Annotated in this window: 20 protein-coding genes; 11 read left to right on the top strand and 9 right to left on the bottom strand. The window is 71.9% G+C overall.

Annotated features, from left to right (window positions below; translation table 11 throughout):
* Nucleotides 1-16: 16 nt before the first annotated feature.
* Nucleotides 17-1333 (top strand): NlpC/P60 family protein, encoded by a 1317-nt coding sequence (locus JJ691_RS21455; protein ID WP_249228095.1) that lies wholly within the window; start codon nt 17-19, stop codon nt 1331-1333.
* Here the strand turns inward: JJ691_RS21455 and JJ691_RS21450 are convergent.
* A complete protein-coding gene (locus JJ691_RS21450) occupies nt 1270-2505 on the bottom strand; it encodes an MFS transporter (protein WP_211770505.1) in 1236 nt (411 codons plus the stop codon). The genes JJ691_RS21455 and JJ691_RS21450 overlap by 64 nt on opposite strands.
* Before the next feature lie 84 nt (nt 2506-2589).
* Between JJ691_RS21450 and JJ691_RS21445 the strand changes: the two genes are divergently transcribed.
* Nucleotides 2590-3504 carry a LysR family transcriptional regulator gene (locus tag JJ691_RS21445; RefSeq protein ID WP_211770504.1) on the top strand — a complete coding sequence of 305 codons (915 nt, stop codon included), beginning with the start codon at nt 2590-2592 and terminating at the stop codon, nt 3502-3504.
* On the opposite strand, the gene JJ691_RS21440 is transcribed toward JJ691_RS21445, so the two are convergent.
* Nucleotides 3501-4073: a TetR/AcrR family transcriptional regulator gene (locus tag JJ691_RS21440; RefSeq protein WP_249228094.1), complete on the bottom strand. Its 573-nt coding sequence runs from the start codon at nt 4071-4073 to the stop codon at nt 3501-3503. The genes JJ691_RS21445 and JJ691_RS21440 overlap by 4 nt on opposite strands.
* Nucleotides 4074-4122: 49 nt before the next feature.
* Between JJ691_RS21440 and JJ691_RS21435 the strand changes: the two genes are divergently transcribed.
* Nucleotides 4123-5067 (top strand): zinc-dependent alcohol dehydrogenase family protein, encoded by a 945-nt coding sequence (locus tag JJ691_RS21435; protein ID WP_211770502.1) that lies wholly within the window; start codon nt 4123-4125, stop codon nt 5065-5067.
* Here JJ691_RS21435 and pntB read toward each other — a convergent pair.
* From pntB to JJ691_RS21410, 5 genes are all read right to left on the bottom strand, one after another.
* A complete protein-coding gene (pntB, locus tag JJ691_RS21430; protein WP_211770501.1) occupies nt 5064-6440 on the bottom strand; it encodes a Re/Si-specific NAD(P)(+) transhydrogenase subunit beta in 1377 nt (458 codons plus the stop codon). The two genes, JJ691_RS21435 and pntB, sit on opposite strands and share 4 nt — an antisense overlap.
* Before the next feature lie 2 nt (nt 6441-6442).
* On the bottom strand, nt 6443-7972 hold the full coding sequence (locus JJ691_RS21425) for a Re/Si-specific NAD(P)(+) transhydrogenase subunit alpha (RefSeq protein ID WP_211770500.1): 1530 nt from the start codon (nt 7970-7972) through the stop codon (nt 6443-6445).
* 147 nt (nt 7973-8119) lie between these two features.
* Nucleotides 8120-9322 (bottom strand): MFS transporter, encoded by a 1203-nt coding sequence (locus tag JJ691_RS21420; RefSeq protein WP_211770499.1) that lies wholly within the window; start codon nt 9320-9322, stop codon nt 8120-8122.
* Between the two features lie 6 nt (nt 9323-9328).
* Nucleotides 9329-12799: a BTAD domain-containing putative transcriptional regulator gene (locus tag JJ691_RS21415; protein WP_211770498.1), complete on the bottom strand. Its 3471-nt coding sequence runs from the start codon at nt 12797-12799 to the stop codon at nt 9329-9331.
* Between the two features lie 14 nt (nt 12800-12813).
* On the bottom strand, nt 12814-16320 hold the full coding sequence (locus tag JJ691_RS21410; protein WP_211770497.1) for a BTAD domain-containing putative transcriptional regulator: 3507 nt from the start codon (nt 16318-16320) through the stop codon (nt 12814-12816).
* A gap of 180 nt (nt 16321-16500) precedes the next feature.
* Between JJ691_RS21410 and JJ691_RS21405 the strand changes: the two genes are divergently transcribed.
* The 8 genes from JJ691_RS21405 (at nt 16501) to JJ691_RS21370 (ending at nt 23465) form a co-directional block, all read left to right on the top strand.
* Complete coding sequence (locus JJ691_RS21405; RefSeq protein ID WP_211770496.1) at nt 16501-16839, top strand: ArsR/SmtB family transcription factor; 339 nt, start codon at nt 16501-16503, stop codon at nt 16837-16839.
* Complete coding sequence (locus JJ691_RS21400) at nt 16836-17306, top strand: SRPBCC family protein (RefSeq protein ID WP_211770495.1); 471 nt, start codon at nt 16836-16838, stop codon at nt 17304-17306. The genes JJ691_RS21405 and JJ691_RS21400 overlap by 4 nt, the downstream gene beginning before the upstream one ends.
* Nucleotides 17307-17316: 10 nt before the next feature.
* On the top strand, nt 17317-17871 hold the full coding sequence (gene mobA / locus JJ691_RS21395; protein WP_211770494.1) for a molybdenum cofactor guanylyltransferase: 555 nt from the start codon (nt 17317-17319) through the stop codon (nt 17869-17871).
* A gap of 47 nt (nt 17872-17918) precedes the next feature.
* Nucleotides 17919-19031 (top strand): AAA family ATPase, encoded by a 1113-nt coding sequence (locus JJ691_RS21390; RefSeq protein WP_249228093.1) that lies wholly within the window; start codon nt 17919-17921, stop codon nt 19029-19031.
* Between the two features lie 73 nt (nt 19032-19104).
* The gene (locus JJ691_RS21385) at nt 19105-20040 is read left to right on the top strand and encodes a DUF58 domain-containing protein (protein ID WP_211770493.1); all 936 of its coding nucleotides are present in this window, start codon (nt 19105-19107) and stop codon (nt 20038-20040) included.
* A gap of 76 nt (nt 20041-20116) precedes the next feature.
* Nucleotides 20117-21097 (top strand): VWA domain-containing protein, encoded by a 981-nt coding sequence (locus JJ691_RS21380; RefSeq protein WP_211770492.1) that lies wholly within the window; start codon nt 20117-20119, stop codon nt 21095-21097.
* Between the two features lie 231 nt (nt 21098-21328).
* A complete protein-coding gene (locus JJ691_RS21375; protein WP_211770491.1) occupies nt 21329-22666 on the top strand; it encodes an MFS transporter in 1338 nt (445 codons plus the stop codon).
* Between the two features lie 145 nt (nt 22667-22811).
* Nucleotides 22812-23465, top strand: a complete 654-nt coding sequence (locus JJ691_RS21370; RefSeq protein WP_211770490.1) for a DUF998 domain-containing protein — start codon at nt 22812-22814, stop codon at nt 23463-23465.
* On the opposite strand, the gene JJ691_RS21365 is transcribed toward JJ691_RS21370, so the two are convergent.
* On the bottom strand, nt 23436-24413 hold the full coding sequence (locus JJ691_RS21365) for an acetylxylan esterase (protein WP_211770489.1): 978 nt from the start codon (nt 24411-24413) through the stop codon (nt 23436-23438). The two genes, JJ691_RS21370 and JJ691_RS21365, sit on opposite strands and share 30 nt — an antisense overlap.
* Before the next feature lie 9 nt (nt 24414-24422).
* Complete coding sequence (locus JJ691_RS21360; protein ID WP_211770488.1) at nt 24423-25109, bottom strand: RibD family protein; 687 nt, start codon at nt 25107-25109, stop codon at nt 24423-24425.
* Nucleotides 25110-25113: the final 4 nt, after the last annotated feature.

The following is a 25113-nucleotide window of genomic DNA, read 5'->3' as shown; positions in this document are numbered from 1 at the left end:
CGTGAGGAGGTGTGCGGTGGTGCGAACATCCGTGGTGGCCGCGGTGGTGCTGGCCGTCCTGGTGGGAGCGGCCGCGCCGGGGGCGGCGCTGCCGCCACCGCCGAGCGATCCGTCGGACTCGGACATCAGCGCGGGCCAGGACCAGGTCAGGGACAAGGCGGCCAAGGTCGGCGACCTGACCAACCAGCTGGCCGCGGCCGACGTCAGGCTGTCGGACCTCCAGGACCAGGTCGAGGCCCGGATGGAGGAGGTCAACAAGGCCCGGGTCGACCTGGAGACGGCGCAGGCGGCGGCCCGGCAGGCCAGCGACGACGCGGCGGCGGCCAAGACAGAGGCGGACGCGGCGGCGAAGTCGATGGACGACGCCCGCAAGCGGCTCGACGACTTCGCGGCGGCCAGCTTCTCGCAGGGCAGCGCGGTCGGCGGCTTCTCGGCCCTGTTCGACGCGACGAGCCCGGACAACCTGCTGGCCCGGGTGCAGATGCTCAACGCGGTCAGCGAGTCCGAGCTGAAGGCCATGGACGTGGCCCAGCGGGCCGATGTGGACCGGGCCAACAAGGATTCGGCCAGCCGCAAGGCCCTTGAGGTGGCCAAGGCCAAGCAGGCCGAGGCCGACGCGGCCAAGCGCAAGGTGGACGCCGCGATGGCGGCGGCGGTGGCGGCCCGGCAGCAGGAGGCCGACCAGGAGAAGCAGCTCCAGTCGTCCAAGTCGGACATGGAGAGCCAGCTGTCGGCGGCGCAGGCCAACGTCAGCGATCTCCAGTCGCAGCGGCAGCGCTACGACGACTGGCAGGCCGAGAAGAAGAAGGAAGAGGCCGCGGCGGCCGCTGCCGCGGCCGCCGCGGCGGCGTCCCGGCCGGTGCCGAACCGGCCCGCCCCGCCGCCGGCCGGGGTGTCGGTGGCCGCTCCCGGCCGGGCGGCGGCGGTGATCGCCCGGGCCATGGCCGAGCTGGGCATGCCCTACGCCTGGGGCGGCGGCACGCCCAGCGGCCCCAGCCGCGGCATCAGCGACGGCGGCGGCGACGCCGACTACTACGGCGACTTCAACAAGATCGGCTTCGACTGCTCGGGGCTGATGGTCTACGCCTTCGCCGGCGTCGGCGTCTACCTGCCGCACTACAGCGGTTACCAGTACTACGCCGGCCAGCACGTGCCGCTGTCCCAGATGGCCCCCGGCGACATGCTGTTCTACGGCAACCCCAGCAACATCCACCATGTCACGATGTACGTCGGCGGCGGCCGGATGATCGAGGCGCCCTACTCCGGCGCCTACGTGCGGGTGGTGCCGGTGCGCTGGGGCGAGATCATGCCGTACGCCACGCGGGTGCTCTGACGGCCGATCATCGTCAGCGGCGTGAGCAGGGCCAGCACGCCGGCGGCGGCGATCGCCTCACGCGGCCCGACGAGACCGGCCAGCAGGCCCCAGATCGCGGTGGTGGCGGCGATGCTGACCTTGGTGGTGACCGACCAGGCCGACAGGACCCGGGCCACGGTGTCGGGGGCCGAGTGCTCCAGCCGGGCGGTCGCCGACACCGGGGCGTAGACGCTGCAGGACACGATGATGCCCAGTTCGAGGACGATCACCAGCAGCAGCCCCGGCAGCCCCGGCCCGACAAAAGCCAGGCCTGGCACGAAAACCACCCGTGCCACGCTGGTGGCCAGCAGCACCGGCCGCTGGCCGAACCGCCCCACCAGCGGCCGGGCCAGTCGCGCGCCGACCAGCCCGCCGATGCTGGGCACGCCGAACGCCAGGCCGTACTGCCACGGCGTGAAGCCGAGGTCGCCGAGCATCAGCACGGCCAGCAAGGGGGCCGTCGCCATCAGCAAACCGTTGAACAGGGCCGAGTTCAGGAACAGCGGCCGCAGCACCGGGTGCCGAAGGATGTGCCGCCACCCGTCGAAGATCTCGCCGAGGCTGAGCCGGGGAGCCTGGCCCGGGGCCGGCTCCTGGCCGCGGATGGCCCGGATTCCCAGTGCCGACAACAGAAAGCTCACCGCGTTGGCCACGATGGTCGTCAACGGCCCGAGCGCCCCGATGGCCAGCCCGCCCAGCGGCGGTCCGACGGCGACGGCCGCCCAGTTCGTGGCCTCGAACCGGCCGTTGGCCTGAAGTAGATGCTCCTTGGCCACCAACGACTTCAGGAACGCCCCGCTCGCCGCCGTGAACACGATGTCGGCCGCGGCGACCACCACCGACACCAGCACCAGCTGGCCGAACGTCAAGCCGTGCAACAGGTATGCCGCCGGCAGCGTCAGCAACGCCAGGAACCGCAGCAGATCCATCGCCACCATCACCGGCCGCTTGCGCCGGAACTCGATCCACGGCCCGAGCGGCACCGCCACCAGCGCCCCGACGATCAGCCCGGCCGCGGCCAGCAGCGACACCTCCGCCGGGGTGCTGTGCAGCACCAGGATCGCCACCAGCGGAAAGGCGTCGAACGCGAACCAGGTGCCGACTGCGCTGGCCGCGAACGCGGCCCAAAGCCATCCGAAATCCCTACCCATGCCGGCGATCTTCACGGTGATGGTGCCGCCGGATCAAACAACCCCGCGCCGCCGAGCCACAACCGTCGGTTGTAGCCTCGCGCCGTGGACCTCAACGCCGTGCGGACCTTCGTGGTGGCGACCGACGAGGGCCAGCTCCAGGAAGCCGCCGTCGAGCTGGGCATCAGCCAGCAGGCGGTCTCCAAGCGCGTTGCCGCGCTGGAGAAGGAGCTCGGCGTCCGCCTGTTCAGCCGCACCGCGCGGGGCATCCAGCTGACCAGCGAGGGCGAGGCCTTCCTGCCGCACGCCCGCGCCCTGCTGGCGGTCGCCGACCGGGCCGTGGAGTCGGTCCGACCGGGGCGGCGTCCGCTGCGGGTCGACGTGCTGGGCCGACGCTCGGTCTGCGCCTCGCTGGTGCAGGAATTCCACCGCCAGCACCCGGAGATCGAGCTGGAGGTGGTCACGCTGCCCAACGGCACCGCCGCCACCGCCGCCGTGCGGTCCGGCGAGATCGACGCCGCGTTCTGCGCCACGCCGACCCCGCCATCGGACGGCCTGCGCACGATGCGCGTCGACAACGAGCCCCTGCACCTGCTGGTCGGCTTGGACCACGAACTCGCCGATGCCACCGAGCTGACGCCGAAAGACCTTGTGGGGCACCGCATCTGGATTCCCGGCATCGTGCCGGGCGCGGAGTGGGGCGTCTACTACGAGGAACTCGCCACCGCGTTCGGTCTGTCCATCGACGCCGAGGGCCCGAACTTCGGCACCGAGCACATGCTGGACCGGATCGCCGACACGCCGTCGCTCGCGACCTTCTTCGGCACGGTGATCCGGCTGCACCGGTCTGAGGACCTGCGGCTGATCCCGGTGCGCAGGCCGACTCCGGTCTACCCGCACTCGCTGATCTGGCGGGCCGACAACGCCCATCCCGGCCTGGCCGGGCTCCGCCAACGGTTGGCCGAGAACTGGCTTTCGACCCGCACCGACGACGTGTGGACGGCCAGCTGGGCCCGTTAGGCGGCTTCCAGCGAGCGGATGGCGAGTTGGGCGAACCGTCGCGAGGCGGCGGCGAGGGTTTCCGGTGCGGCGGCCTGGATTCCGTTGTTGGCCATGAACACCAGCACGACGTCGTCCACGACGAGGTCGGCGCGCAGGCGGCCGGTGGCCTTGGCCCGGCGGGTCAGTTCGGCCAGTGAGGTGAGCGAGCGTGAGCGGGCCGCGGGCAGGTCGAAAACCGTGGGGAAGGCCGCCGCGATGGCCGCGGTGGCCCCGAGATCCCGGGTGTTCAGCTCGCAGATCTTCGCGATGACCAGGCGGAGTCCGTGCCACGGGTCGGGATCGGCCAGCCCTTCCTCGATGACCGCGTGGCAACCGCCCATCCGGTCCGCGAGCGCCTCGGCGGCCAGCGCTTCCTTGGTGGGGAAGCGGCGGTAGACGGTGGCGAGGCCCACACCGGCCTGCCGGGCGATGTCCCGCATCGCCACCTCGGGACCGGCCGTGGCGAACAGGGTGCGGGCCGCGTCGAGGATGCGTTCGCGGTTGTCCTGGGCGTCGGAGCGCAGGATGTGAGTCGCCTGGTCGGTCACGGTTCTCACTTTAGCCCGGCGTCGAGCGGGGCTCGTTAGCGTCGAAACCATGAAGGCAATCGCGATTCGGACGTTCGGCGGCCCCGACGGGCTGGCCGTCGTCGAGCTCCCCGACCCGGTCCCGGCCGCCGGGCAGGTCCTGGTCGACGTGGCGGCGATCGGCGTCGCCGGCGCGGACACGTTGATCCGCAGTGGTGCGCTCGCCGCGTACGGTTTCCGGGCAGGACACGTCCCCGGCAGCGAGGTGGCCGGTACGGTGACCGCCGTCGGCGACGGCGTCGGCCCGGAGTGGCTCGGTCGACGGGTGTGGGCGTTCACCGGCACCGGGGGCGGCTATGTCGAGCAGGCGGTCGCCCCGCTGGCCGACGTCGTCCAGCTGCCGCCGGATCTGTCCTTTGTGGACGCCGTGACGCTCGGCAGTGCCGGGGTGGTGGCGCATTTCGGTCTCGCCCACGCGCACTTCGCACCCGGCGAGTCGGTGCTGGTGCGCGGCGCGGCGGGTAGCCTCGGGATCATGACCGTGCAGCTCGCGGCCCGAAGCGGCCCGGTGTCGGTGACGACGTCCTCGCCCGAACGCGGCGAGCGCCTGCGTCAGCTCGGGGCGACCCATGTGCTGGACCGCTCCGGCGGATCGAGTGCGGGCTGGGACGTGATCATCGACGTGGTGGCCGGCCCCGATCTGCCGTCCTTCCTCGACCGGCTCAATCCCAACGGCCGCATGGTGGTCGTCGGCGCGGTGGGCGGCCAGCCGCCGGCCGACTTCGGCGTGACGATGATGGCGGCGTTCCGGAGGTCGACCTCCTTCGCCACCTTCAGCTCCGACACCGTGTCCGCCGACGATCGCCGCGCCGTGCGGACCGGCCAGTTCGCCGCCGCCGAGCGGGGCGAACTGGCCGCCGTGGTGCACGAGGTGCTGCCGTTGGAGCAGGCCGTGCTGGCTCACCGGAAGATGGACGCCGGTGAGGTCTTCGGCCGGATCGTGCTGACGACCTAGAGCGCCCGGACGATGTCCTCCACCCGCTGCTTGGCGTCGCCGAACAGCATCTTGCTGTTGTCCCGGAAGAACAGCGGGTTCTGCACGCCGGCGTAGCCGACGGCCATGGAGCGCTTGAACACGATGACGTTCTGCGCCTCCCACACGTGCAGCACGGGCATGCCGGCGATGGGGCTGCCGGGGTCGTCGGCCGACGGGTTGACGGTGTCGTTGGCCCCGATCACGAGAACCACCGACGTCTGCGGGAAGTCGTCGTTGATCTCGTCCATCTCCAGCACGATGTCGTAGGGCACCTTGGCCTCGGCCAGCAGCACGTTCATGTGCCCGGGCAGCCGGCCGGCCACCGGGTGGATGCCGAACCGCACGTCCACGCCGCGTTCCCGGAGCTTGCGGGTCAGGTCGGCGACCGGGTACTGGGCCTGGGCCACGGCCATGCCGTAGCCGGGGGTGATGATCACCGACTCGGCCTCGCGCAGCAGCTCGGCGGTGTCGTCGGGGCTGATCTCCCGGTGCTCGCCCTGCTCGATGGCCGCGAACGTGCCCGACTCCACGCCGAAGCCGCCGGCGATCACCGAGATGAACGAGCGGTTCATGGCCTTGCACATGATGTAGGACAGATAGGCGCCGGAGGAGCCGACGAGCGCGCCGGTGACGATGAGCAAGTCGTTGTCCAGCAGGAAACCCGAGGCGGCGGCGGCCCAGCCGGAGTAGCTGTTCAGCATGGACACCACCACCGGCATGTCGCCGCCGCCGATGGACGCCACCAGGTGCCAGCCCAACAGCAGCGCGATCGCCGTCACGGCGGCCAGCACCGGCAGATTCGGCGTGATGACGAAAAAAACCGTCAGCACGACGAACGCCACCAGCGCGCCGAGATTGAGGAAGTGCCGGCCGGGCAGCGTCATCGGCGCGGACTTGATCCGGGCCGACAGCTTCAGGAACGCCACGATCGAGCCGGTGAACGTGACCGCGCCGATGAACACGCCGATGCACACCTCGGCGTGGTGGATGCCGGGCAGGTCGCCGGCGTCCCCGTCCAGATAGCCGTTCCAGCCGACCAGAACCGCGGCCAGGCCGACGAAACTGTGCAGCAGGGCGATGAGCTCCGGCATGCCGGTCATCTCCACCACCCGGGCCCGCCACAGCCCGATGCCGCCACCGGCGGCCATCGCCACCACCAGCAGCACGATGCCGGTGACGGCCATTCCCTGCAGCGCCAACACAATGGTCGCCACCAGGGCCAGCGCCATGCCGCCGATGCCGAACAGCACGCCGTTGCGGGAGGTCTCGTGCTTGGACAGGCCCGCGAGGCTGAGCACGAACAGCAGCGCGGCGATGAGGTACGCGGCCTGGGCCGCCGTGGTCACGGTCATGGTCAGCTCCTCGTGAACATGCCGAGCATGCGCCGGGTCACGGCGAATCCGCCGAAGATGTTGATGCTGGCCAGCAACACCGCGGCCGTGGCCAGCACCGTGACGACCACGCCGCTGTGGCCGATCTGCAACAGGGCGCCGACCACCACGATGCCGGAGATGGCGTTGGTGACCGACATCAGCGGCGTGTGCAGCGCGTGGTGCACGTTGCCGATGACGTAGAAGCCGATCACCACGGACAGCGCGAACACCGTGAGGTGGCCGATCAACTCGTTGGGGGAGAAGCCGACCAGCAGGAACAGGGCCACCGCGGCGGCGGCCACCAGGATGTGCCGACCTCGGCGCGGCTGCTGTTGCTGTTGCGGCGCAGGGGTTTCCTGCTTCTGCTGTGGTGGCGCGGCGCTGACGCTGATCTTGGGTGGCGGCCAGGTCGTCTCGCCCTCGCGGACCACGGTCATGCCGCGGATCACCACGTCCTCGAAGTCCAGCACCACTTCGCCGTCCTTGCCCGGCGTCAGCAGCTTCAACAGGTTCACCACGTTGGTGCCGTACAGCTGCGAGGCCTGGGTGGGCAGCCGGCCGGCCAGATCCGTGTAGCCGATGATGGTCACGCCGTTCGGCGTCACGACCGCTTCGCCGGCCACGGTTCCCTCGACGTTGCCGCCCTGCACGGCGGCCATGTCGACGATCACGCTGCCGGCCTTCATGCTGGCCACGTGTTCCTTGGTCAGCAGTCGCGGCGCGGGCCGGCCGGGGATCAGCGCGGTGGTGACGATGATGTCGACGTCGCGGGCCTGTTCGGCGTAGATCTCGGCCGCCCGCCGGTCGTAGGCCTCGGAGGTGGCTTTGGCGTAGCCGTCGGTGCTGACCTCCTGGGCCACGTCGACCGCCAGGAACTCGCCGCCCAGCGACTTCACCTGCTCGGCGACCTCGGCCCGCGGGTCGGTGGCCCGGACCACCGCGCCCAGGCTGTTGGCGGTGGCGATCGCGGCCAGGCCGGCCACGCCCGCGCCGGCCACCAGCACCTTGGCCGGCGGCACCTTGCCGGCCGCGGTGACCTGGCCGGTGAAGAACCGGCCGAACACGTTGGCCGCCTCGATCACGGCCCGGTAGCCGGCGATGTTGGCCATCGAGCTGAGCACGTCCAGGGCCTGGGCCCGGGAGATGCGGGGCACCGCGTCCATGGCCAGCGCGGTGATCGGCCGCTCGGCCAGCGTCTGGACCAATTCAGGCCGCAACGCCGGGCCGATCATGCCGATCAGGGTCGCGCCGTCGCGCAGGGCCGCGACCTCGGGATCGGTCGGCGGGTTCACCTTGATCACGACATCGGCGGTCCAGGCCTCGCCGCGGTCGGCGATCCGGGCCCCGGCCTGCGTGTACGCCTCGTCGGGGAAGCTCGCGGCCGCGCCGGCCCCGGACTCGACGAGCACCTCGTAGCCGAGGGCGGCCAGTTGGCGCACGGTCGCCGGCGTGGCCGCCACCCGCGTCTCGCCGGCGGCGGTCTCGGTGACCACGCCCAGTGTCCGACCCATCACGGCTCCCGTCTGTCGGCTGACCCCCTCCCCATCTTCGTTCAGAATGACCGGCGCTCGACTTGTTTCGGTTCACACGTGAATGGGATTACCAAGGTTTTCCCTGGTGGCGACGGTCGAATCGTTGCCTGGGCGTGACACTTCCGTTTACGTTCGTTCTAGCGCGGCCAGCCGGGGCACCAGCAGCAGCGACAGGGCCAGCACCACGCCGCCGATCACCAGCGGCGCCCGGATGCCCAGCGCGGTGCCGAGCGCGCCGCCCAGGACGGCCCCGACCGGGCCGCCGCCCCAGCCGATCAGCCGGTAGGCGCTCGTGACCCGGCCCAACAGCTCACGGGGGACGAGCCGCTGGCGGATCACCACGACCTGAACGTTCCACAGCATGATGCCGAAGCCGCCGAGGGCGTAGCCGACGGCGACCACCGGGACCGCCCAGGCGAAGCCGACCAGCAGCAGGGCCGCGGCGACCACCCCGATCGACAGGCCGATCCCCGGGCCGAGGCGCAGATTCTTGCGGATCCAGGCGGCCGCGAAACTGCCGAGCAGGCCGCCGACCGCGCCGCAGGCCAGGACAACGCCGTAGCTGGCCTCGGGGCCGTGCAGGACGTTGACGATCAGCAGTACCAGCACGGTGGTGCCCATCTGGAGCGTCAGGTTGGCCAGGCCCAGCTCGAAAGCCAGCAGACGCAGGCCCTTCTGCCGCCACAGCCACCGCACGCCCTCGGCGATGTCGGCGCGAATCGTGGTGGTCACGGCGGAACGGGCCGGGGCGTGCCGGGCGCGGATGGCGAAAACCAGGCCCGCCGCGGCGATGAAGGTGGCCGCGTCGACCACCAGCGGGGCACCGGCGGAGACGGCGAACAGCGCGGCCCCTACCGGCGGGCCGAGGAACTGGAAGCTGACCAGCTGGGATGCTTGCAAGCGGCCGTTGGCCTTGGGCAGCTCGGCGGGTTCGACGAGATCGGCGATGAACGGCCCGGAGGTGTTGTCGAACACCGCGCCCGCGCTGCCGAGCAGGAAGGTCATCACGGCCAGGCCCCACAGCGGCGGCACGCTCGTCAGGACCCAAACGGCGAAGGCGGCCACCACCAGGCCGCGAGCCAGGTCGATGCGCCACATCAGGTTCCGGCGGTCGTGCCGGTCGGCCAGCGCCCCGCCGAACAGCGAGAACAACAGGATCGGGATCGTGCCGGCGAAGGTGACGACGCCGACGGCCGCCGGCGTGGGCGACAGCGAGGCGGCCAGCAGCGGCAGCGCAGCGGTGCGAATACCGTCGCCCAAAAGGGAAGTCGACGCGGCCGCCCACAACAGGCGGAAGTCGGTGGTGCGAACTGCCTGTTGTGCCCCCATAGGCGGTCAGCCTACGTCACGCTGCTCCGACTGCCCCGGCTCGCGGCCGCCGAACCGGGCCGTCGCCCGACGGGCCGGCCAAGCCGCGCCGACGGCCTCGTAACGACGCACCGCCTCGGCCAGGGCGGCCTCACCTTCCGGACGCTGGCCGTTCTGGGCCAACAAGACCGCCAGATCCTCCAACGCCTGGGCCAATTCGACCGGGCGGCCGACCTTTCGGTAGTGGGCCACGGCGTGCTGCACCTGCGCCGGATCTCCAGTGGCCAGACCACGGCAGCGCAGCAGGGCGGCGGCGGCCCGAGCCGGGACGAGCTCCTTGGCCACCTCGCCCTCGCAGATTTCCAAGGCCCGCGCGACAATCGCCGAGTCGCCGGCCTGCATGGCCAGGCGGACAACGTCCGGCAGCCACTGGTGGCGCAGCATCATCGGCGCGTAACGGGGATCCAGCACCGGTTCCAGCGCGATGAGTGCCGCGTCGACGCGGCCGTCCCGCTCGGCCGCCTGGGCCTCGGCCATCAACAGGAAGTCGCAGTTCTCGCGGTCGGCGGTGGTGAGCATCGGCAGCTCGTCGGCCGCGGCCAGATGCGCGGCCACCTCGGCGCCGTCGTCCCGCAGCGCGGCGATCAGCGCGGCGACGCCGTGGGAGAGCAGCAGCAGCGGGCTGCTTTCGCGCAGGCCGAGGAAAGCCAGCTCCGGTCCGGTCTGCGTGATCACCGACAGCTCGACCAGGGCGTCGCTCCAGCGACCGGCCCAGTAGTGGTTGACGGCGGTGGACATCGGCAGCCCGCCGGGCAGTTGGTACTGGTGCACCAGACCGCGAACCGCCGCCAGCGCCTGGTCGGCCTCATCCAGACGGTCCAGGTTCTGCAGGCTGAACACCCGGTTGTCGAGCAGGCTCAGATGCAGGTGCGCCAGCCCCGGATCCTCGGCGACGACGGCCAGAGCCTCGTCCACGTAACGCAGAGCGTCGACGTGGTCGCGGGCGATGGACTGGAACAGCCACAGCGCCTGCAACGCGTAGGCCACGGCGAAGCTGTCGCCGGCCTGCTCGCCACGCTCGATCGCCGCCGCCGCAGTGGTCTTGGCCAGGCCCATCTCGTTGAGCCCCATGCCTTCCCGCACGGCCAGCAGCGCCTGGCACCGGGCCTGCCACACCGGCGACACCTCGGGCGCGTCGACCGCTTCCCGCAGCGCCGCAACGGCTCGGCCCTCCTGGCCACGGCGATAGTGCACCACCGCGTGGATCCACTGCATCTCGCCGGCCAGGTCGGGATCCCGGGTCAGGGCCAGCACGGACCGGACCTCGTCCTCGGGAAGCTCGCCGCGCCAGTACAGCACCCGCGCGAGCACGGCGGTCAGCTCGACGTGTCGGGGATCGTCGTGCTCGCAGCCGGTCACGACCTTGCGCAACAGGTCCAGGCCGATGTCCGGGGCCCGGTGGGCCACCCGCTCGCCGTGCCGCAGCATCCAGTCTATGACCCACGAGTCGACCGCCACCGGGGCGGCGACCAGTTGGCGCGCAACGGTTTCCATCGACGCCCCGGCCCGGTCCAGCCGCTCGGCGGCCTGCCGGTGCAGCACGGTCCGCACGGTCGGCGACGTCGCGTCGTACAGGGCCTGGCGGATCAGGGCGTGCCGGAAACCGAAGCGATCACCGTTGGCCAGCAACACCTTCGCCGACGCCGCCTCCTCCAGCCCCGGCAGCAGCTCCTCGGCCGGCCGGCCCTGGATCACCGCCAGGTCGGCGACCATGAAGTCGTTGCCGAGCAAAGCCGCGCGCCGCAACACTTCCGCGGTGCTGGCGGACAGAAAGCCCAGCCGGTGGGTCAGGGCCGACGACAGCGAGGTCGGCACCGACACGTCGTCGCCGGACGACACCTCGGCGTGCCCGGCCGACACCTCGACATGGCGGTCTCGCAGTAAAGCCTCCGCCAGTTCGCCGACGTACAACGGGTTTCCGGCGGCCCGATCGGCCAAGCCCAGCAGACCCGCGCCCGGTGTCCCGCCGACGATGCCGGTCAGCATCTCGGCCACCTCGCGCTCGGCCAGCGGCGCCAGCTGCATCACCGAACCGCCTTGGCGGGACACGACATCGCGCACGCCGTCGAGCACCGGGGTCCGCGGCACCGGCCGCAGCGCGCCGACCAACAGCAGTGGCAGCGTCGAGGTTTCCAGCGCCAGCCGGCTGAACACCAGCAGGCTGGCCTCGTCGGCCCACTGGATGTCGTCGGCCACCAGGGCCAGCGGACCGTCGGCGCACATGTCCTGCACGATGGCGACCAGTTCGTTGACCACGGCCAGGGTGGGATCGCCGCCGCCCAACGGATCCCGGCTGGACTGGGCCTGCCGCATCATCTCGGCCACCCGGGCCCGGGCCGGATCGGGTGAATCGGCGTCCACACCAAGACAATCGAGCATCAGCCGCAGCGGGAACCGGCTGGCCAACTCGTCGCCGGCGCCCCACACCAGCCGCACACCCTCGTCCTCGCAGCCGGCCATGCCGGTGGTCAGCAGCTCCGACTTGCCGATGCCGGGCTCGCCCTCGACGAGCAGCACGCCACCCCGTCCGGAGGCCACCGTGTCGACGGCCGACCGCAGCGCCGACAGCTCGCGGGCTCGGGCGACGAAGGTCCGGGCCCGTGGCCGTGGCCTGGCGGCCCACCATGCCGGGCGGCGTTGGGTCCGAGTCGGCGAAGGCGCGTCCGGTGCGGCCAGCGCCGGGTCGTTGGTGAGGATCTGCTGGTGGATCTCGGCCAGTTCGGCCCCCGGCTGCGTGCCCAGCTCCTCGGCCAGCACCCGGGACGCCTCCCGGAACTGCTCCACCGCGTCGGCTTGCCGGCCGGCCCGGTACAGAGCCGTCATCAGCAGCCCGCGCAGGCCCTCGTGCAGCGGATTCTCCTGGACCAGCGCGGCCAGCTCGGCCACCAGCTCGGCGTGTTGGCCCCCGGCCAGCGCGGCAGCGGCTCGGATCTCCACCAGGTCGAGCCGGTCGGACAGCAGGCGGTCACGCAGGCTCGCCGCCCAGGGGCCGGGCAGACCGGACAACGGTTCGCCGTGCCACAGCGCCAGAGCCTGGTCCGCCGCCTCGACCGCCGCCGCCTGGTCGCCCGCTTCCGAGGCCTGCTCGGCCTTGCGCTTCAACGCGTCGAACTCGTGCAGGTCGACGGCGTCGACCCGCAACAGATAACCCGGCCCCTCGGACAGCAGCACCGAGGAGGCGGCCCGGTTGCCGCGGCCCGGCTCCATCGCCCGGCGCAGACCGGAGACGTAGGTGTAGATGCTGCCCTCGGCCGACGTCGGCGCTTCCTGACCCCAGATCGCGGTGATCAGATCCTCGCGCGACACCGCCCGGCCGGCGCGGGAGGCCAGCACCGAGAACAGCACCCGCTGCCGCGGCGCGCCCAGCCGCAGCTCCTCGTCACCGCGCCGCACGAGCACCGGGCCCAGTAGTTCAGCCCGAAGGGCCTGCTCAGCCACCGTGCTCCCCAGTCTTAGCCGGCTCCGCGTGAATGCCCCGACACCTTACCCATCAGCTCCGGCCGGGAGTCCACTCCCAGCTTCTGCATGATCCGCGAGACGTGCGCCTGCACGACCCGCCGGGACAGCGCCAGCTCGGCGGCGATCTCCGGGTTGGAGCGGCCGGTGGCGACGAGTTCGGCCACCCGGAGCTCGTCGCCGACCAGGGAGTCCCAGCCGGCGATGGTCGGCTGGCCGGTGGACACGCCGGCCCGCCGGATGCCGAACTCCCGCAGGCGCGACTCCGCTCGCCGGATGTCCCAGGAGGCGCCGAGATCGGCGTAGACCAGCAGCGCCTCCTGGAAGGTCTGGCGGGCCCGGTCGATCTCGCCGCGTCGTCCCAGCAGCACGGCCGCGTCCTCGCAGGTGGCGGCGAACTCGACCCGCCGGCCGACGTCCCGGTAGCGCTGGGCCACGGCCAGCAGCGGCTCGGGATCCCCGTCGATCAGCGCCGCGCACCGCTGGGCGGCGTTGGCCGCCCGAATCGGCACGGTTTCCGAGGACGCCTCGGCCTGCGCCAGCCGTAGCGCCGCTTGGGCGACGTCGGGCTCGCCGGCGTCGAGGGCGAGCCGGGTCAGGTCCGGCAACCACTGGTGGCGCAGGGTCATCCGACCGTAGGACGGGTCCAGGATCGGCTCGTACGCGGCGATGGCGGCGGACAGGTCGCCGTCCTGCTCGGCCGCCATCGCCCGGGCGGCCAGCGCGAAGTCGCTGTTCTCCTGGTCGCCGGGGGCGATCACCGGATAGGAGGACGCCGTCTGCAGATGCGCGTGCAGCTGCTCGCTGTCGCCGCGGTGGCCGGTGATCATCGCCGCCGTGCCGTACTGCAGCAGTGGCACCCGGGAGCGCAGGTCGAAGATGGTGATCACCGGCTCGTCGCCGATGATCGAGTCCAGCTCGGCCAGCGCCTCGTCCCACCGGCCCAGCCAGTAGTAGTGCACGGCGGCCCCGATGTGCACCCGCCCCGACGGCCGCCCGGTGCGCCGGACCATCGCCTGCGTGCGGGCCACCGTGTCGGTGCCGTCGTTGAGCCGGTCCAGGTTCTGCAGCGAGAACAGCCGCGCCCCCAGCAGGTTGATCTGGAGATCGACCAGATCCTGGTTGCCGGTGGCGGCGGCGAGCGCGTTGTTCACGTGGGTGAGCGCGGCGGAGTGGTTGCGGCGCACCGATTCCACGTACCACAGCTCGTGTTCGGCCGCGGCGATCGCCGGCGCGTCGTTGGTGTCGGTCGCCTGCCCCAGCGCCGCGGCCGCGGTGGCCTCAGCGGTGTCCAGATCGTCCAGGCCGGTCCGCTCGAACTGGGCCCGCAGCGTGTCGTGGCGGGCCACCCAGAAGTCGGGCGCGGACGGATCCTTCGCCGCCGCACGGAGATCGGCGATCGCCTGCGCCACATCCCCGCGGGCGTAGGTCAGACAGGCCAGGATCCAGCGCATCTCCGCGGCGTGGGCCGGATCCCGGGTCATGTCCAGCAGCCCGCGGGCGGCCGCCTCGGGCTGCCAACCCAGCCGGAACTCCCAGCGGACCTGGCTGACCATCAGCACTTCCCGCTCCTCGCGGGCCGGCGTCGTGCTTTCGAGGGCGGCGTCCAGCAGCCGCAGGGCCAGCGCCGGATCACGGCCGGCCACGGCCTCCACATTGGCCAGCAACCATTGCACGGACCAGAGATCGAAGGCCCCGGCCGCGGCCAGCTGGACGGCGGTGCGCTCCACCGGCGCGCCGGCCTGCGCCAAGGCCTTCGCCGACTCCCGGTGCAGGGTGGTCAGCACACCGGCCGGGCGTTCGCCGTACAACGCCTGCCGCACGGCCGGATCCCGGAACGCCAGCCGGTTTCCGGCGTCCACCAGCAGGCCGGCGTCGGTCGCCTCCTCGATCGCCCCGACCAGGTCGGCCGGTGTGGAGCCGACGATCGCGGCCAGGTCGGCCAGATCGAACTCGACGCCCAGCAGCGCCGCCCAGCGCAGCCGGTCCAATGCCGTGGGGGACAGGAACTCCAGCCTTCGCGCGGCGACGGCGGCCGTCATGCGGCGGGTGTCGAAGCCGGTCGAGGGGTCGATGTCGGCGACGCCGTCGACCGTGTGCAGCACCGAATCCCGCAGCAGGCCGGCGACCAGTTCGCGGATGTGGAACGGATTGCCGGCGGCCCGGTCGACCAGTCCACGCAGCACCGGCCCCGGCGACCCGCCGATCAGGCGGGCGACCAGATCGTGCACGTCGTCCTCGTGCAGCGGTCCGATCGTCAGCGTGCGGCCGCCGGCCAGGTCCACGTGGTGCGCGGTCGGATTGGTGCGGCGGGCCCCGACCAGCAGCAGTGGCAGCTGCTGGGTCAGGCGGGAAAGGCGGTGCCAGGCCAGCAGACCGGGCTCGTCCAGCCACTGCACGTCGTCGATCACCAGCACCAGTGGGGCTTCCGCGCACGCCTCGTCGACGAAGGACAGCAGCCGGTTGATCGGCGCCAGCGGTCCCTCGGCCGACAGGTCCTCGCCCAGCGCCCACACCACCCGGCAACCGGCCACCGGAGCGTCGGCCAGACCGACCGCCAGCAGCGCCGACTTGCCGATGCCGGGCTCGCCCTCGACCAGCACGCAGCCGCCGGTGCCGTCGGCCAGGGCCACCACGAGCGCCCGGAGCCATGCCACTTCGCGTTGCCGGCCCACGAACTGCGCCGGCGCCTCCGGCTGCCGGGTGGAGGCGGCCAGTTGCTCGTGCCGCGACCCGATGCCCGGGATCGGCACCTTCTGCCGGGCCACGATCCGGTCGTGGATGTCCTGGAGCGCCGGCCCGGGATCGAGACCCAGCTCCGCCACCAGGAACTGCCGGGCGCGCTCGAATTCCGTCAGCGCCTCGTCGCGGCGACCGGCCCGGTACAACGCCACCATCAGCAGGCCGCGCAGGCCCTCCCGGCGCGGGTGTTCCTGGGCGAGGCCAGTCAGCTCGGCGATGGCCGTGTCCTGGTTGCCCAACGCCAGCAGCAGCGCGCAGCGGCGTTCGAGAGTGGCCAGTCGCAGCTCGCCGAGCCGGGCCCGGTGCAGCTCCGCGAACGGTCCGGCCAGACCCGAGAGAGCCTCGCCTTGCCACAGCGCCAGCGCCGCGGTGACCGCCCGCAGTTGGCCGCCCAGGTCTTCGGCCGACGTGCGGAGCTCGTCGAACCGGGTGACGTCCAGCTGCTCGCGGTCCACCCGCAGCGCGTAGGACGAGCCCACCGAATCGAGCAGATGCTCGGTGGGCTGTTTGCCCCGGCGAACCTGTTCCTGCAGGGATCGCCGCAGGTCGGAGACGTACGTGTGCAGGATGCCGACCGCCCGGGCCGGTGGGTCCTCGCCCCAGATGCCGTCGACCAGCTCCTCGCGGGTCACCGCCCGCCCGGCCGCCAGCGCCAGGATCGCGAACACCGCCCGCCTGCCGGCCGAGCCGAGATCGACTTCCTGGTCGCCGCGCCAGGCGCGGACCGGGCCCAGGAGTTGGACCCGCAGTGGAGCGGTCACGCCCGGGCGTCCCCGGGGTGACTGGCGGCGGAGCGACAAACCATGTGCGGAGTGTAGCCACCGTCGCGTTTATCCCGATGCCGCCCAACGGCTCGATCACACATGTTGCGTGGCGCTCTTGCGTCGGGGGCCCAATGGTGTCATTGTCAACACATCGGTTGATAAACAGATTGGTTGACAATGGCTTCCGACGAGCAGCTGGACCGGGCGTTCGCCGCGCTCGGCGACCCGGTGCGGCGGGCGCTGATCGCCCGCCTGTCCCGGGGCGACGCGACGGTGAACGAGCTGGCCGAGCCGTTCGACATCACCAAGCAGGCGGTGTCCCGGCACATCCAGGTGCTGGAGGCGGCCGGCCTGATCACCCGCAGCCGTGACGGCCAGCGCCGCCCGTGCCACCTCGACGCCGGCGCGCTGGAGCAGCTCACGGCCTGGATCGACACCTACCGGCTCGCGGTCGAACAGCGACACCGGCGGCTCGACGCCGTGCTGGAGGCCCTCAAGGAGGAGGAACAGACATGAGCAACCCGACCACCATCACCGCCCAGCCCGGCACCCCGTTCATCGACATCGAGCGGGAGTTCGACGCCACCCCGGCCCAGGTGTTCCGGGCCGCCACCGACCCATCGCTGGTCGCCCAGTGGCTCGGCCCGCGCGAGCTGGAGATGGACATCGTCGAGTACGACGTCCGCCCCGGCGGCAGCTACCGCTATGTGAACCGGGACGCCGACGGTAACGAGTACCGGTTCCGCGGCGTGTTCCACACCGTCGCCAAGGACGAGCGGGTCATCCAGACCTTCGAGTTCGAGGGCGCGCCCGGCCAGGTCAGCCTGGAGACCGCCAGCTACGAGGACCTCGGTGGCCGCACCCGGCTGCGCACCCACTCCGTGTTCCCCTCGGTCGAGGCCCGCGACGCCATGCTGGCCAGCGGCATGGAGCACGGCGTCAACGACTCGTACGACAAGCTGGCCAAGCTGGTCGAGGGCTAGGGTTCAGCGTGTGACGGACTTCGCCGCGGTGCTGCTGGCCGGCGGGCGCGGCAAACGGATGGGCGGAGTGCACAAGCCGGCGCTGGTCGTGGCCGGCCACACCCTGCTCGACCGCTGCATAGCGGCGGTCCACCCGGCGGACCCGGTGGTTGTCGTGGGTCCGGAGACGCCGACCGAGCACCCCGTGCTGTGGGCCCGCGAGGACCCGCCGGGCGGCGGTCCGGTGGCCGGACTGGCGGCGGGGTTGAAGCTGATCGACTCTCCGCTGGTCGCGGTGCTGGCCGCCGACCTGGTCGGCGTCACGGCGGACACCGTGGCCCGGCTGCGGGCTCACGTGGCGAACGACGGGGCTGTGCTGGACGACGGCCACCGGCAGTGGCTCATCGGCGTGTGGCGGGCCGAAGCCCTGCGTAAAGTGCTTCCCGAGAACCCGGCGGACGCGTCGCTGCGTTCGGTGCTGGGGGTGTTGGACTACGCCCCGGTGGCCGCGGCGCCGGGGGAGACCGTCGACGTGGACACGCCCGCCGACCTGGCCAGGGTTGCTTCACAGCACCCACACCGGTGATCGGGTTACCTACCGTCGGAGCACGCCGTCATCTAGGAGGTCCGCACGTGGCCGAGCCCGCCAACACCGAGGGCACGCCGCCGAACACCCCGGCTCGGGACGCCCAGCTGCTCGAGCGCACCGTGTTCGAGGTCAAGCGGGTGATCGTCGGCCAGGACCGGCTGGTCGAGCGCATGCTCGTGGGCCTGCTGGCCAAGGGGCATCTGCTGCTGGAGGGCGTGCCCGGCGTGGCCAAGACGCTGGCCGTGGAGACCTTCGCCAAGGTGGTCGGCGGCACGTTCAGCCGGGTGCAGTTCACCCCGGACCTGGTGCCCGCGGACATCCTCGGCACCCGCATCTACCGGCAGGCCAGCGAGACCTTCGACGTGGAGCTGGGCCCGGTGGTGGCCAACTTCGTGCTGGCCGACGAGATCAACCGGGCGCCGGCCAAGGTGCAGTCGGCGATGCTGGAGGTGATGGCCGAGCGGCACGTGTCGATCGGCGGCCAGACCTTCCCGATGCCGGACCCGTTCCTGGTGCTGGCCACCCAGAACCCGATCGAGAACGAGGGCGTCTACCCGCTGCCCGAGGCCCAGCGCGACCGGTTCCTGTTCAAGATCGTCGTGGAGTACCCGACGGCCGAGGAGGAGCGCGAGATCGTCTACCGGATGGGCGTCGCGCCGCCGCAGGCCCAGCAGGTGCTCGGCACCGACGAGCTGGTCCGGCTGCAGGACGTGGCGGCCAAGGTGTTCGTGCACCACGCCCTGGTGGACTACGTGGTGCGCCTGGTGCTGGCCACCCGCTCGCCCGGCGACCACGGCCTGACCGACGTGGCCGGCTGGGTCGCCTACGGCGCCTCGCCGCGAGCCAGCCTCGGCATCGTGGCCGCCGCCCGCGCGCTGGCCCTGGTCCGTGGCCGCGACTACGTGCTCCCGCAGGACGTGGTGGACGTGGTGCCGGACGTGCTGCGCCACCGCCTCGTGCTGTCCTACGACGCGCTGGCCGACGGCGTGCCGCTGGACCACATCGTCGCCCGCGTGCTGCAGACGGTGCCGCTGCCGCAGGTCTCTGCGCGGCCGCAGGCCGGCCAGCCGATCGCCACCGGCCCGCAGCCGCAGCAGCAGCCGTTCCAGCCGCACCTCGGGCCGATGCAGCCGCCCGCGCCGGTCGGTAGGCCGTGACCGAGCTCGCGAGGGCACCATTCAGCGCAGGGACCTGGGTCGCAGACCCGCCGAGCGCTAGCGAGGTGGGCCTGTGACCGAACCCCGCCCCCGCTGGGCTCCTCCCGTCCTGAGGGAGGAGAAGCTGGAGTCGGCGCTGCGCACGCTGGAGCTGGACGTGCGCCGCCGGTTGGACGGCCTGCTCCAGGGCAACCACCTGGGCCTGGTGCCCGGGCCGGGCACGGAGCCGGGCGAGGCGCGGCCGTACCAGCCGGGCGACGACGTGCGCCGGATGGACTGGGCCGTCACGGCCCGCACCACGCAGCCGCACATCCGCGAGACGGTCGCCGACCGCGAGCTGGAGACGTGGCTGGCGGTCGACCTGTCGGCCAGCCTCGACTTCGGCACCGCCGCCTGCGAGAAGCGCGACCTGGCGGTCGCCGCCGTGGCCGCGTTCACGCACCTGACCGGTGGCGGCGGCAACCGCATCGGCGCCGTGCTGTCGACCGGCCAGGAGATGGTTCGGTTGCCCGCGCGGGGCGGCTTGGCCCATGCCCGCACCCTCGTGCGACGGGTGGCGATGACGCCACGGGCGCCGGAGGGCGTGCGGGGCGATCTGGTGGCGCTGCTGGAGCAGCTACGGCGGCCGCCGCGCCGTCGCGGGCTCGTGGTCGTGATCTCCGACTTCCTGGGCGACCTGTCCTGGCAGCGGCCGCTGCGCGGGCTCTCGGCCCGGCACGACCTGGTGGCCGTCGAGATCGTCGACCCACGGGACGTCGACCTGCCCGAGGTCGGCCTGGTGACGCTGGTGGACCCGGAGAGCGGCCGGCAGCGCGAGGTGAACGCCTCGCCGTTGCTGCGCCGCCAGTTCGCCGCCGCCGCGGACGAGCACCGCGCACAGGTCGCCGCCGGACTCCGGCAGGCCAACTGCGCGCACCTGGTGCTGCGCACCGACTCCGACTGGATCGCTGACATGGTCCGATTCGTGGTGGCCCGTAAGCGGCGGTGGTCCGGGGGCGTGGCTGGGTGAAGGAGCTTGCGGATTCGCCCATCGACACAGCGAGCCGGCGAACGCCGCCGCCGAGCGTCAGCGAGGCGGGGGCACAGTGAGTTTGTCGGGTTTCACTGACCCGCTCTGGTTGCTGCTGATCGTCGTGGTGGCCGCGCTCGCGGTCGGGTACCTGGTCATGCAGCGGCTGCGTCGCCGGGACACCGAGCGCTACACCAATCCCGAGCTGCTGTCCCGGGTCGCGCCGCGGCGGCCGGGCTGGCCCCGGCACGTGCCGCCAGCGGTGCTGGCGGTCGGCCTGATCCTGCTCAGCATCGCGCTGGCCGGCCCGACGGCCGAGCAGAAGGTGCCGCGCAACCGGGCCACCGTGATGCTGGTGATCGACGTGTCGCTGTCCATGAACTCCAAGGACATCCCGCCGAGCCGGCTGGCCGCGGCGCAGAAGGCGGCCAAGTCGTTCGCCGACCAGCTGACCCCGGGCGTGAACCTGGGGCTGATCGAGTTCGCCGGCTCGGCCACCGCCCTGGTGTCGCCGACCACGGACCGCCAGCAGGTCAAGGACGGCATCGACGCGCTGAAGCCGGCCGAGGGCACCGCCACCGGCGACGCCATCGCCGCGGCCATCCAGTCCATCCAGTCCTTCGGCAAGCTGATCACCGGCGCGGACGGCCCGCCGCCGGCCCGCATCGTGCTGCTGTCCGACGGCCGGGAGAACAACCCGGCCGACCCGAACGCCCAGCGCGGGGCGTACACGCAGGCCAAGGCGGCCAAGGCGGCGCAGATGCCGATCTCCGGCATCTACTTCGGCACCAAGGGCGGCACCGCCGACGTGCAGGGGCAGCAGGAGGACGTGCCCGGTGACCAGCAGGCGATGCAGCAGGTCGCCCAGCTGTCCGGCGGCGAGGCCTACGACGCGGAGAGCGCCGGCCAGTTGCAGAGCGTCTACAGCAACCTGGCCTCGCAGATCGGCTACGAGACCAAGCAGGTCGACGCCAGCCAGCCGTGGCTGGCCCTGGGCACGCTGGTCTCGCTGCTGGCGGTGGCCGGCTCCATCGTGATCAGCCAGCGGATCACCTGACGACTGTCATGAAGGGCCCCTTCCTGACGTTCAACGCGAGGAAGGGGCCCTTCATGACGTCTATCGTGAGGATGGGGCCCTTCATGACGGTGAACGTGTGGGATGCTCCCTTCTTGGTGGGGGCGGGGAGACTGAAGGGCATCGGCTTGCTGTCAGGTAGACCAGAAAGTCGATCTTGATCTTGCGGACCGGCCCGGCGGCTGGCGATGATGCCCCGATGGGGCGCTGCCTGTGAACAGATGGAACCGCCCCGGCGGTCTGTGCGGCTACTCGATCCTGTGGGCCGGCCAGATCCTGTCGGTCAGCGCGGCCCGCATGGTCAATTTCGGGTTCGGCGTCTGGCTGTTCATGCGCACGCACAGCGCGGTGGACCTGTCGCTGATGACCGGCGTCGCGTTCGTGGCGACGATGCTGGTCAGCCCGTTCGCGGGCGCGGCCGTCGACCGGCTGCCGCGCCGGCTGACCATCGCCGTCGGCGACGCCGGCACCGTGGTGGTGCTGGGCGCGCTGCTGGTGCTGTTCGCCGTGGACGGTGTGCAGGTCTGGCAGTTGTTCCTGGCCAACACGATCACCGGCGTGCTGGTGGCGTTCGAGGTGCCGGCTTATTCGGCCACGATCGCGCTGATGGTGGCCAAAGAGGACCTGTCCCGGGCCAACGCCATGCGAACGATTGCCGACTCGGTGCAGAACGTGGTCGCCCCGACACTGGGCGCGGTTGCCTTGCAGTGCCTGGGAATCGATCTCGTGGTGCTGATCGCCGTGCTGGCCGGCCTGGTCGCGGTGGGCACCGTGTTCCTGGTCAGCATCCCGCAGCCCGACCGCACCGCCGCCCGCGCCGCCGGCTGGTGGCACGGCGCCTGGGTGGGCTTCCGCTACATCGCCGCCCGGCCCGGGCTGGTCGGCCTCCAGCTGACGTTCTTCGTGGTCAGCATGTTGTCGGTGATGGGCTGGCAGGTCCTCATGCCGATGGTGCTGTTACGCACCGGGAACGACGAGCTGGCCGCCGGTCTGGTGCAGACCGTCGGGGCCGTCGGCGGCGTCGTCGGCGGGGTGGTGATGCTGTTACGACCGCCGCCGGTGCGTCCGGTGCGGTCGATGCTGTTGGCGGTTCTGGTGTACTACTCGCTGGGCCGAATCGTGCTGGGCATGGGCGGCGGCATGTTCTGGTGGGCCGCCAGCTGGTTCTGCTCCTGGCTGTGCATGCCGTTCCTGCGCGGCAATCTCGACGCCATCTGGCAGGTGAAGGTCGACCCGGCCATGCAGGGCCGGGTGTTCGGGGCCCGGCAGGTGATCGACAACCTGGCCCTGCCGCTGGCCCTGGCGGTGATCGGGCCGCTGTCCGACTCCGTGCTGGAGCCGGGCATGCAGCGCGGCGGCGCGCTGCTGCCGGTGTTCGGCTCGCTCGTGCCCGGCGGCCCCGGCGGCGGCATGGCCCTGGTCTTCTTCGGCACCGGCGTGCTGGGTGTGGTCGTCGGACTCTGCGGCTTCTTCGTACGGGTGGTCCGCGACGTCGACACCGACCTACCCGACCACGACGCCCTCCCCGAGCTGGCCACCACCCGCGCCTGACCCGCGAGTCCCGCTCTGGGGCAACCGAATGTCGAGTTCCGGAACCTGTGTTTCAGCTGCCTGAGAGCGGGACTCGCGGATTGAGCTTCGCTCGTTAGGGGGACGCCGGTTGCCGGGGTTCGGAAGCAGGATCACCCTCCGAGTCATGACGAAGGCGGAGAAACGCGCGGCGGTGGGCGGATTCCTCTGGATCGTCGCGGTGGTCCAGTACTTCGTCGCCCAGGTCGCCGTCGCGTCGCAGTGGCGCACCCCGTACAGCTGGTGGGACAACTACATCAGCGACCTCGGCAACACGGCCTGCGGCCGGTTCATGGGCAACTACGTGTGCTCGCCGCTGGCCGGCGCGATGAACGCGTCGTTCATCATCGCCGGCCTGCTCACCGTGGCCGGGGTCGGGCTGATGGGCTCGGTCTGGCCGCCGACCAGCATGGCCTCGCTCGGCGTGCTGCTGTGGATCCTGGCCGGCGCCGGCCAGGTGCTCGTCGGCGCGGCGCCGGAGAACGAGGACCTGCCGCTGCACCTGATCGGCGCGCTGAACCTGCCCGTGGGCAGCGTGGCCATCCTGTTGCTGGGACTGGCATCCCGGCGCACCGGGCTCGGCCTGTTCGGCATCGTGCTGGCGGTGGTCGGCCTGGTCGGCACCACCCTGTCGATCTTCGCGCCGGATCTGGTCGGCGTCGGCGGGGCCGAGCGACTGGCCGGATATCCCGGGGATCTCTGGCTTCTCGTCGTCGGCGCCGCCGCGCTGCTGCCTCGGCCCGAGCCGGCCTCAGCCGAGGTGCTCACGAAGATGGCGTAGCTGCCGCTCGACGTGCCCGCGCGGCACGTCGTGCACCCCGAACGGCGACACGGCGATCTCCTTGGGCGCGCGAATCTCGTTGTACGCCGCGAAAACCGTGGACGGCGGGCACACCATGTCCATCAGCCCCACGCTGAACAGGCTGGTCGCGGTGATCCGCCGGGCCAGCAGCGCGCAGTCGACGTAGCGCAGGGTCTCCAGCGCGGCCGGCACCATTTCCACGTGCTGGGCCAGGAAATCACTGATCTCCGTGTACGGCGACTTCGGCCCGATCCGCACGGCCCGGTGCAGGTCGCACAGGAACGGGATGTCCGCGTGGCACACCCGGACCCGGTCGCCGGACAGCGCCGCCGCGGCGATCGCCAGCCCGCCGCCCTGGCTGCCGCCGCCGACGGCGATCCGGGCCGGATCCACACCGTCCAATTCGGACGCCACGTCGACCGCGCGCACGGCGTCCACGAAAAGCCGGCTGTAGTAATAGGTTTCCGGGCTGGCGATGCCGCGGGTCATCACGCCGGGCACCTCCGGCCCGGCCGGCGTCCGCCCCGGATCCCCGGTCGCGCCGACCGTCCACCGCGCACCCTGGCCGCGAGTGTCCATCACCAGCACGGCGAATCCGGCGGCGGCCCACAGCGTGTGCTCCAGCGGCAGTCCGCGCCCGCCGCCGTAACCGATGTACCGCACGACGATCGGCAGCGATTGGCCCTCGGAGCCGGCCGGCCGCAGGTACCAGCCCCGGATCCGGTCACCGCCGTCGCCGGAGAACTCCACGTCCCACACCGGCATCGGCCCGTAGGCCAGTTCCTCGTGCCGCACCAGCGTTGTCGGCTCGGCCGCCGCGCGGGCGCGCTCGATCCGGCCCGCCCACCACGCGTCCAGGCCGTCCGGCTCGGTCGCGGTCACCCTGTGCTCGGCCAGCTCCGGTTCCGAGAGGTCGAACAGGGGCATGTGTTCCTCCTACTGGCAACAGGTCAGGTCCTTGGGCGAGTATCGCAGCAGCACGACGTCGCCGACCTGGGTGCAGCCGAGGAGTTTCATCCGGGCCGTCGGCCCGCCGGGATAGTTGGCCGGGCGCAGGAAACGCGGCGCCTCTGCTTGCCCGACCACCAGCGGGGCCACCGCGACGTGCAGCTCGTCGGCCAGGTTCAGCGCCACCAGCTGGGTGTGCACGGTGCCGCCGCCCTCCACCATCAGCCGGTCCACGCCGCGCTCGCCCAGTCGCGCCAGGACGGTGTGCCAGTCGAACACCGCACCGGTGCTGACCACCTCGGCCAGCGTGCCGAGCCGGTCGCGCACCTTCTCGGCGGCGGAGTCCACCGTGAACACCAGTTTCTCGCCGCCGCAGCCCCACACCGCCAGCTCCGGGTCGAGGTCGCCGGAACCGGTGACGATCACCTTCATCGGGTGCGCAGGCAGCCCGCGGGCCTCGCGTTCGGCCCGCCGCTGCTCGGAGTGCACGATCAGGCGCGGGTTGTCACGTCTGATCGTGTTGGCCCCCACCAGAACCGCGTCCACGTCGGCCCGCACCGCGTCCACCCGGTCGAAGTCCTCCGGACAGGACAGCAGCAGGCGCCGGCACCCGGCGTCGTCGAGGTAGCCGTCGATGCTCACGGCCGCCGACAGCACGACATACGGCAGTTTCATGGGC

Source organism: Kutzneria sp. CA-103260, from assembly GCF_018263855.1.
GTDB lineage: Bacteria > Actinomycetota > Actinomycetes > Mycobacteriales > Pseudonocardiaceae > Kutzneria.
The sequence above is the reverse complement of the archived record's forward strand: the minus strand, read 5'-3'. Positions and strand labels throughout refer to the sequence as shown.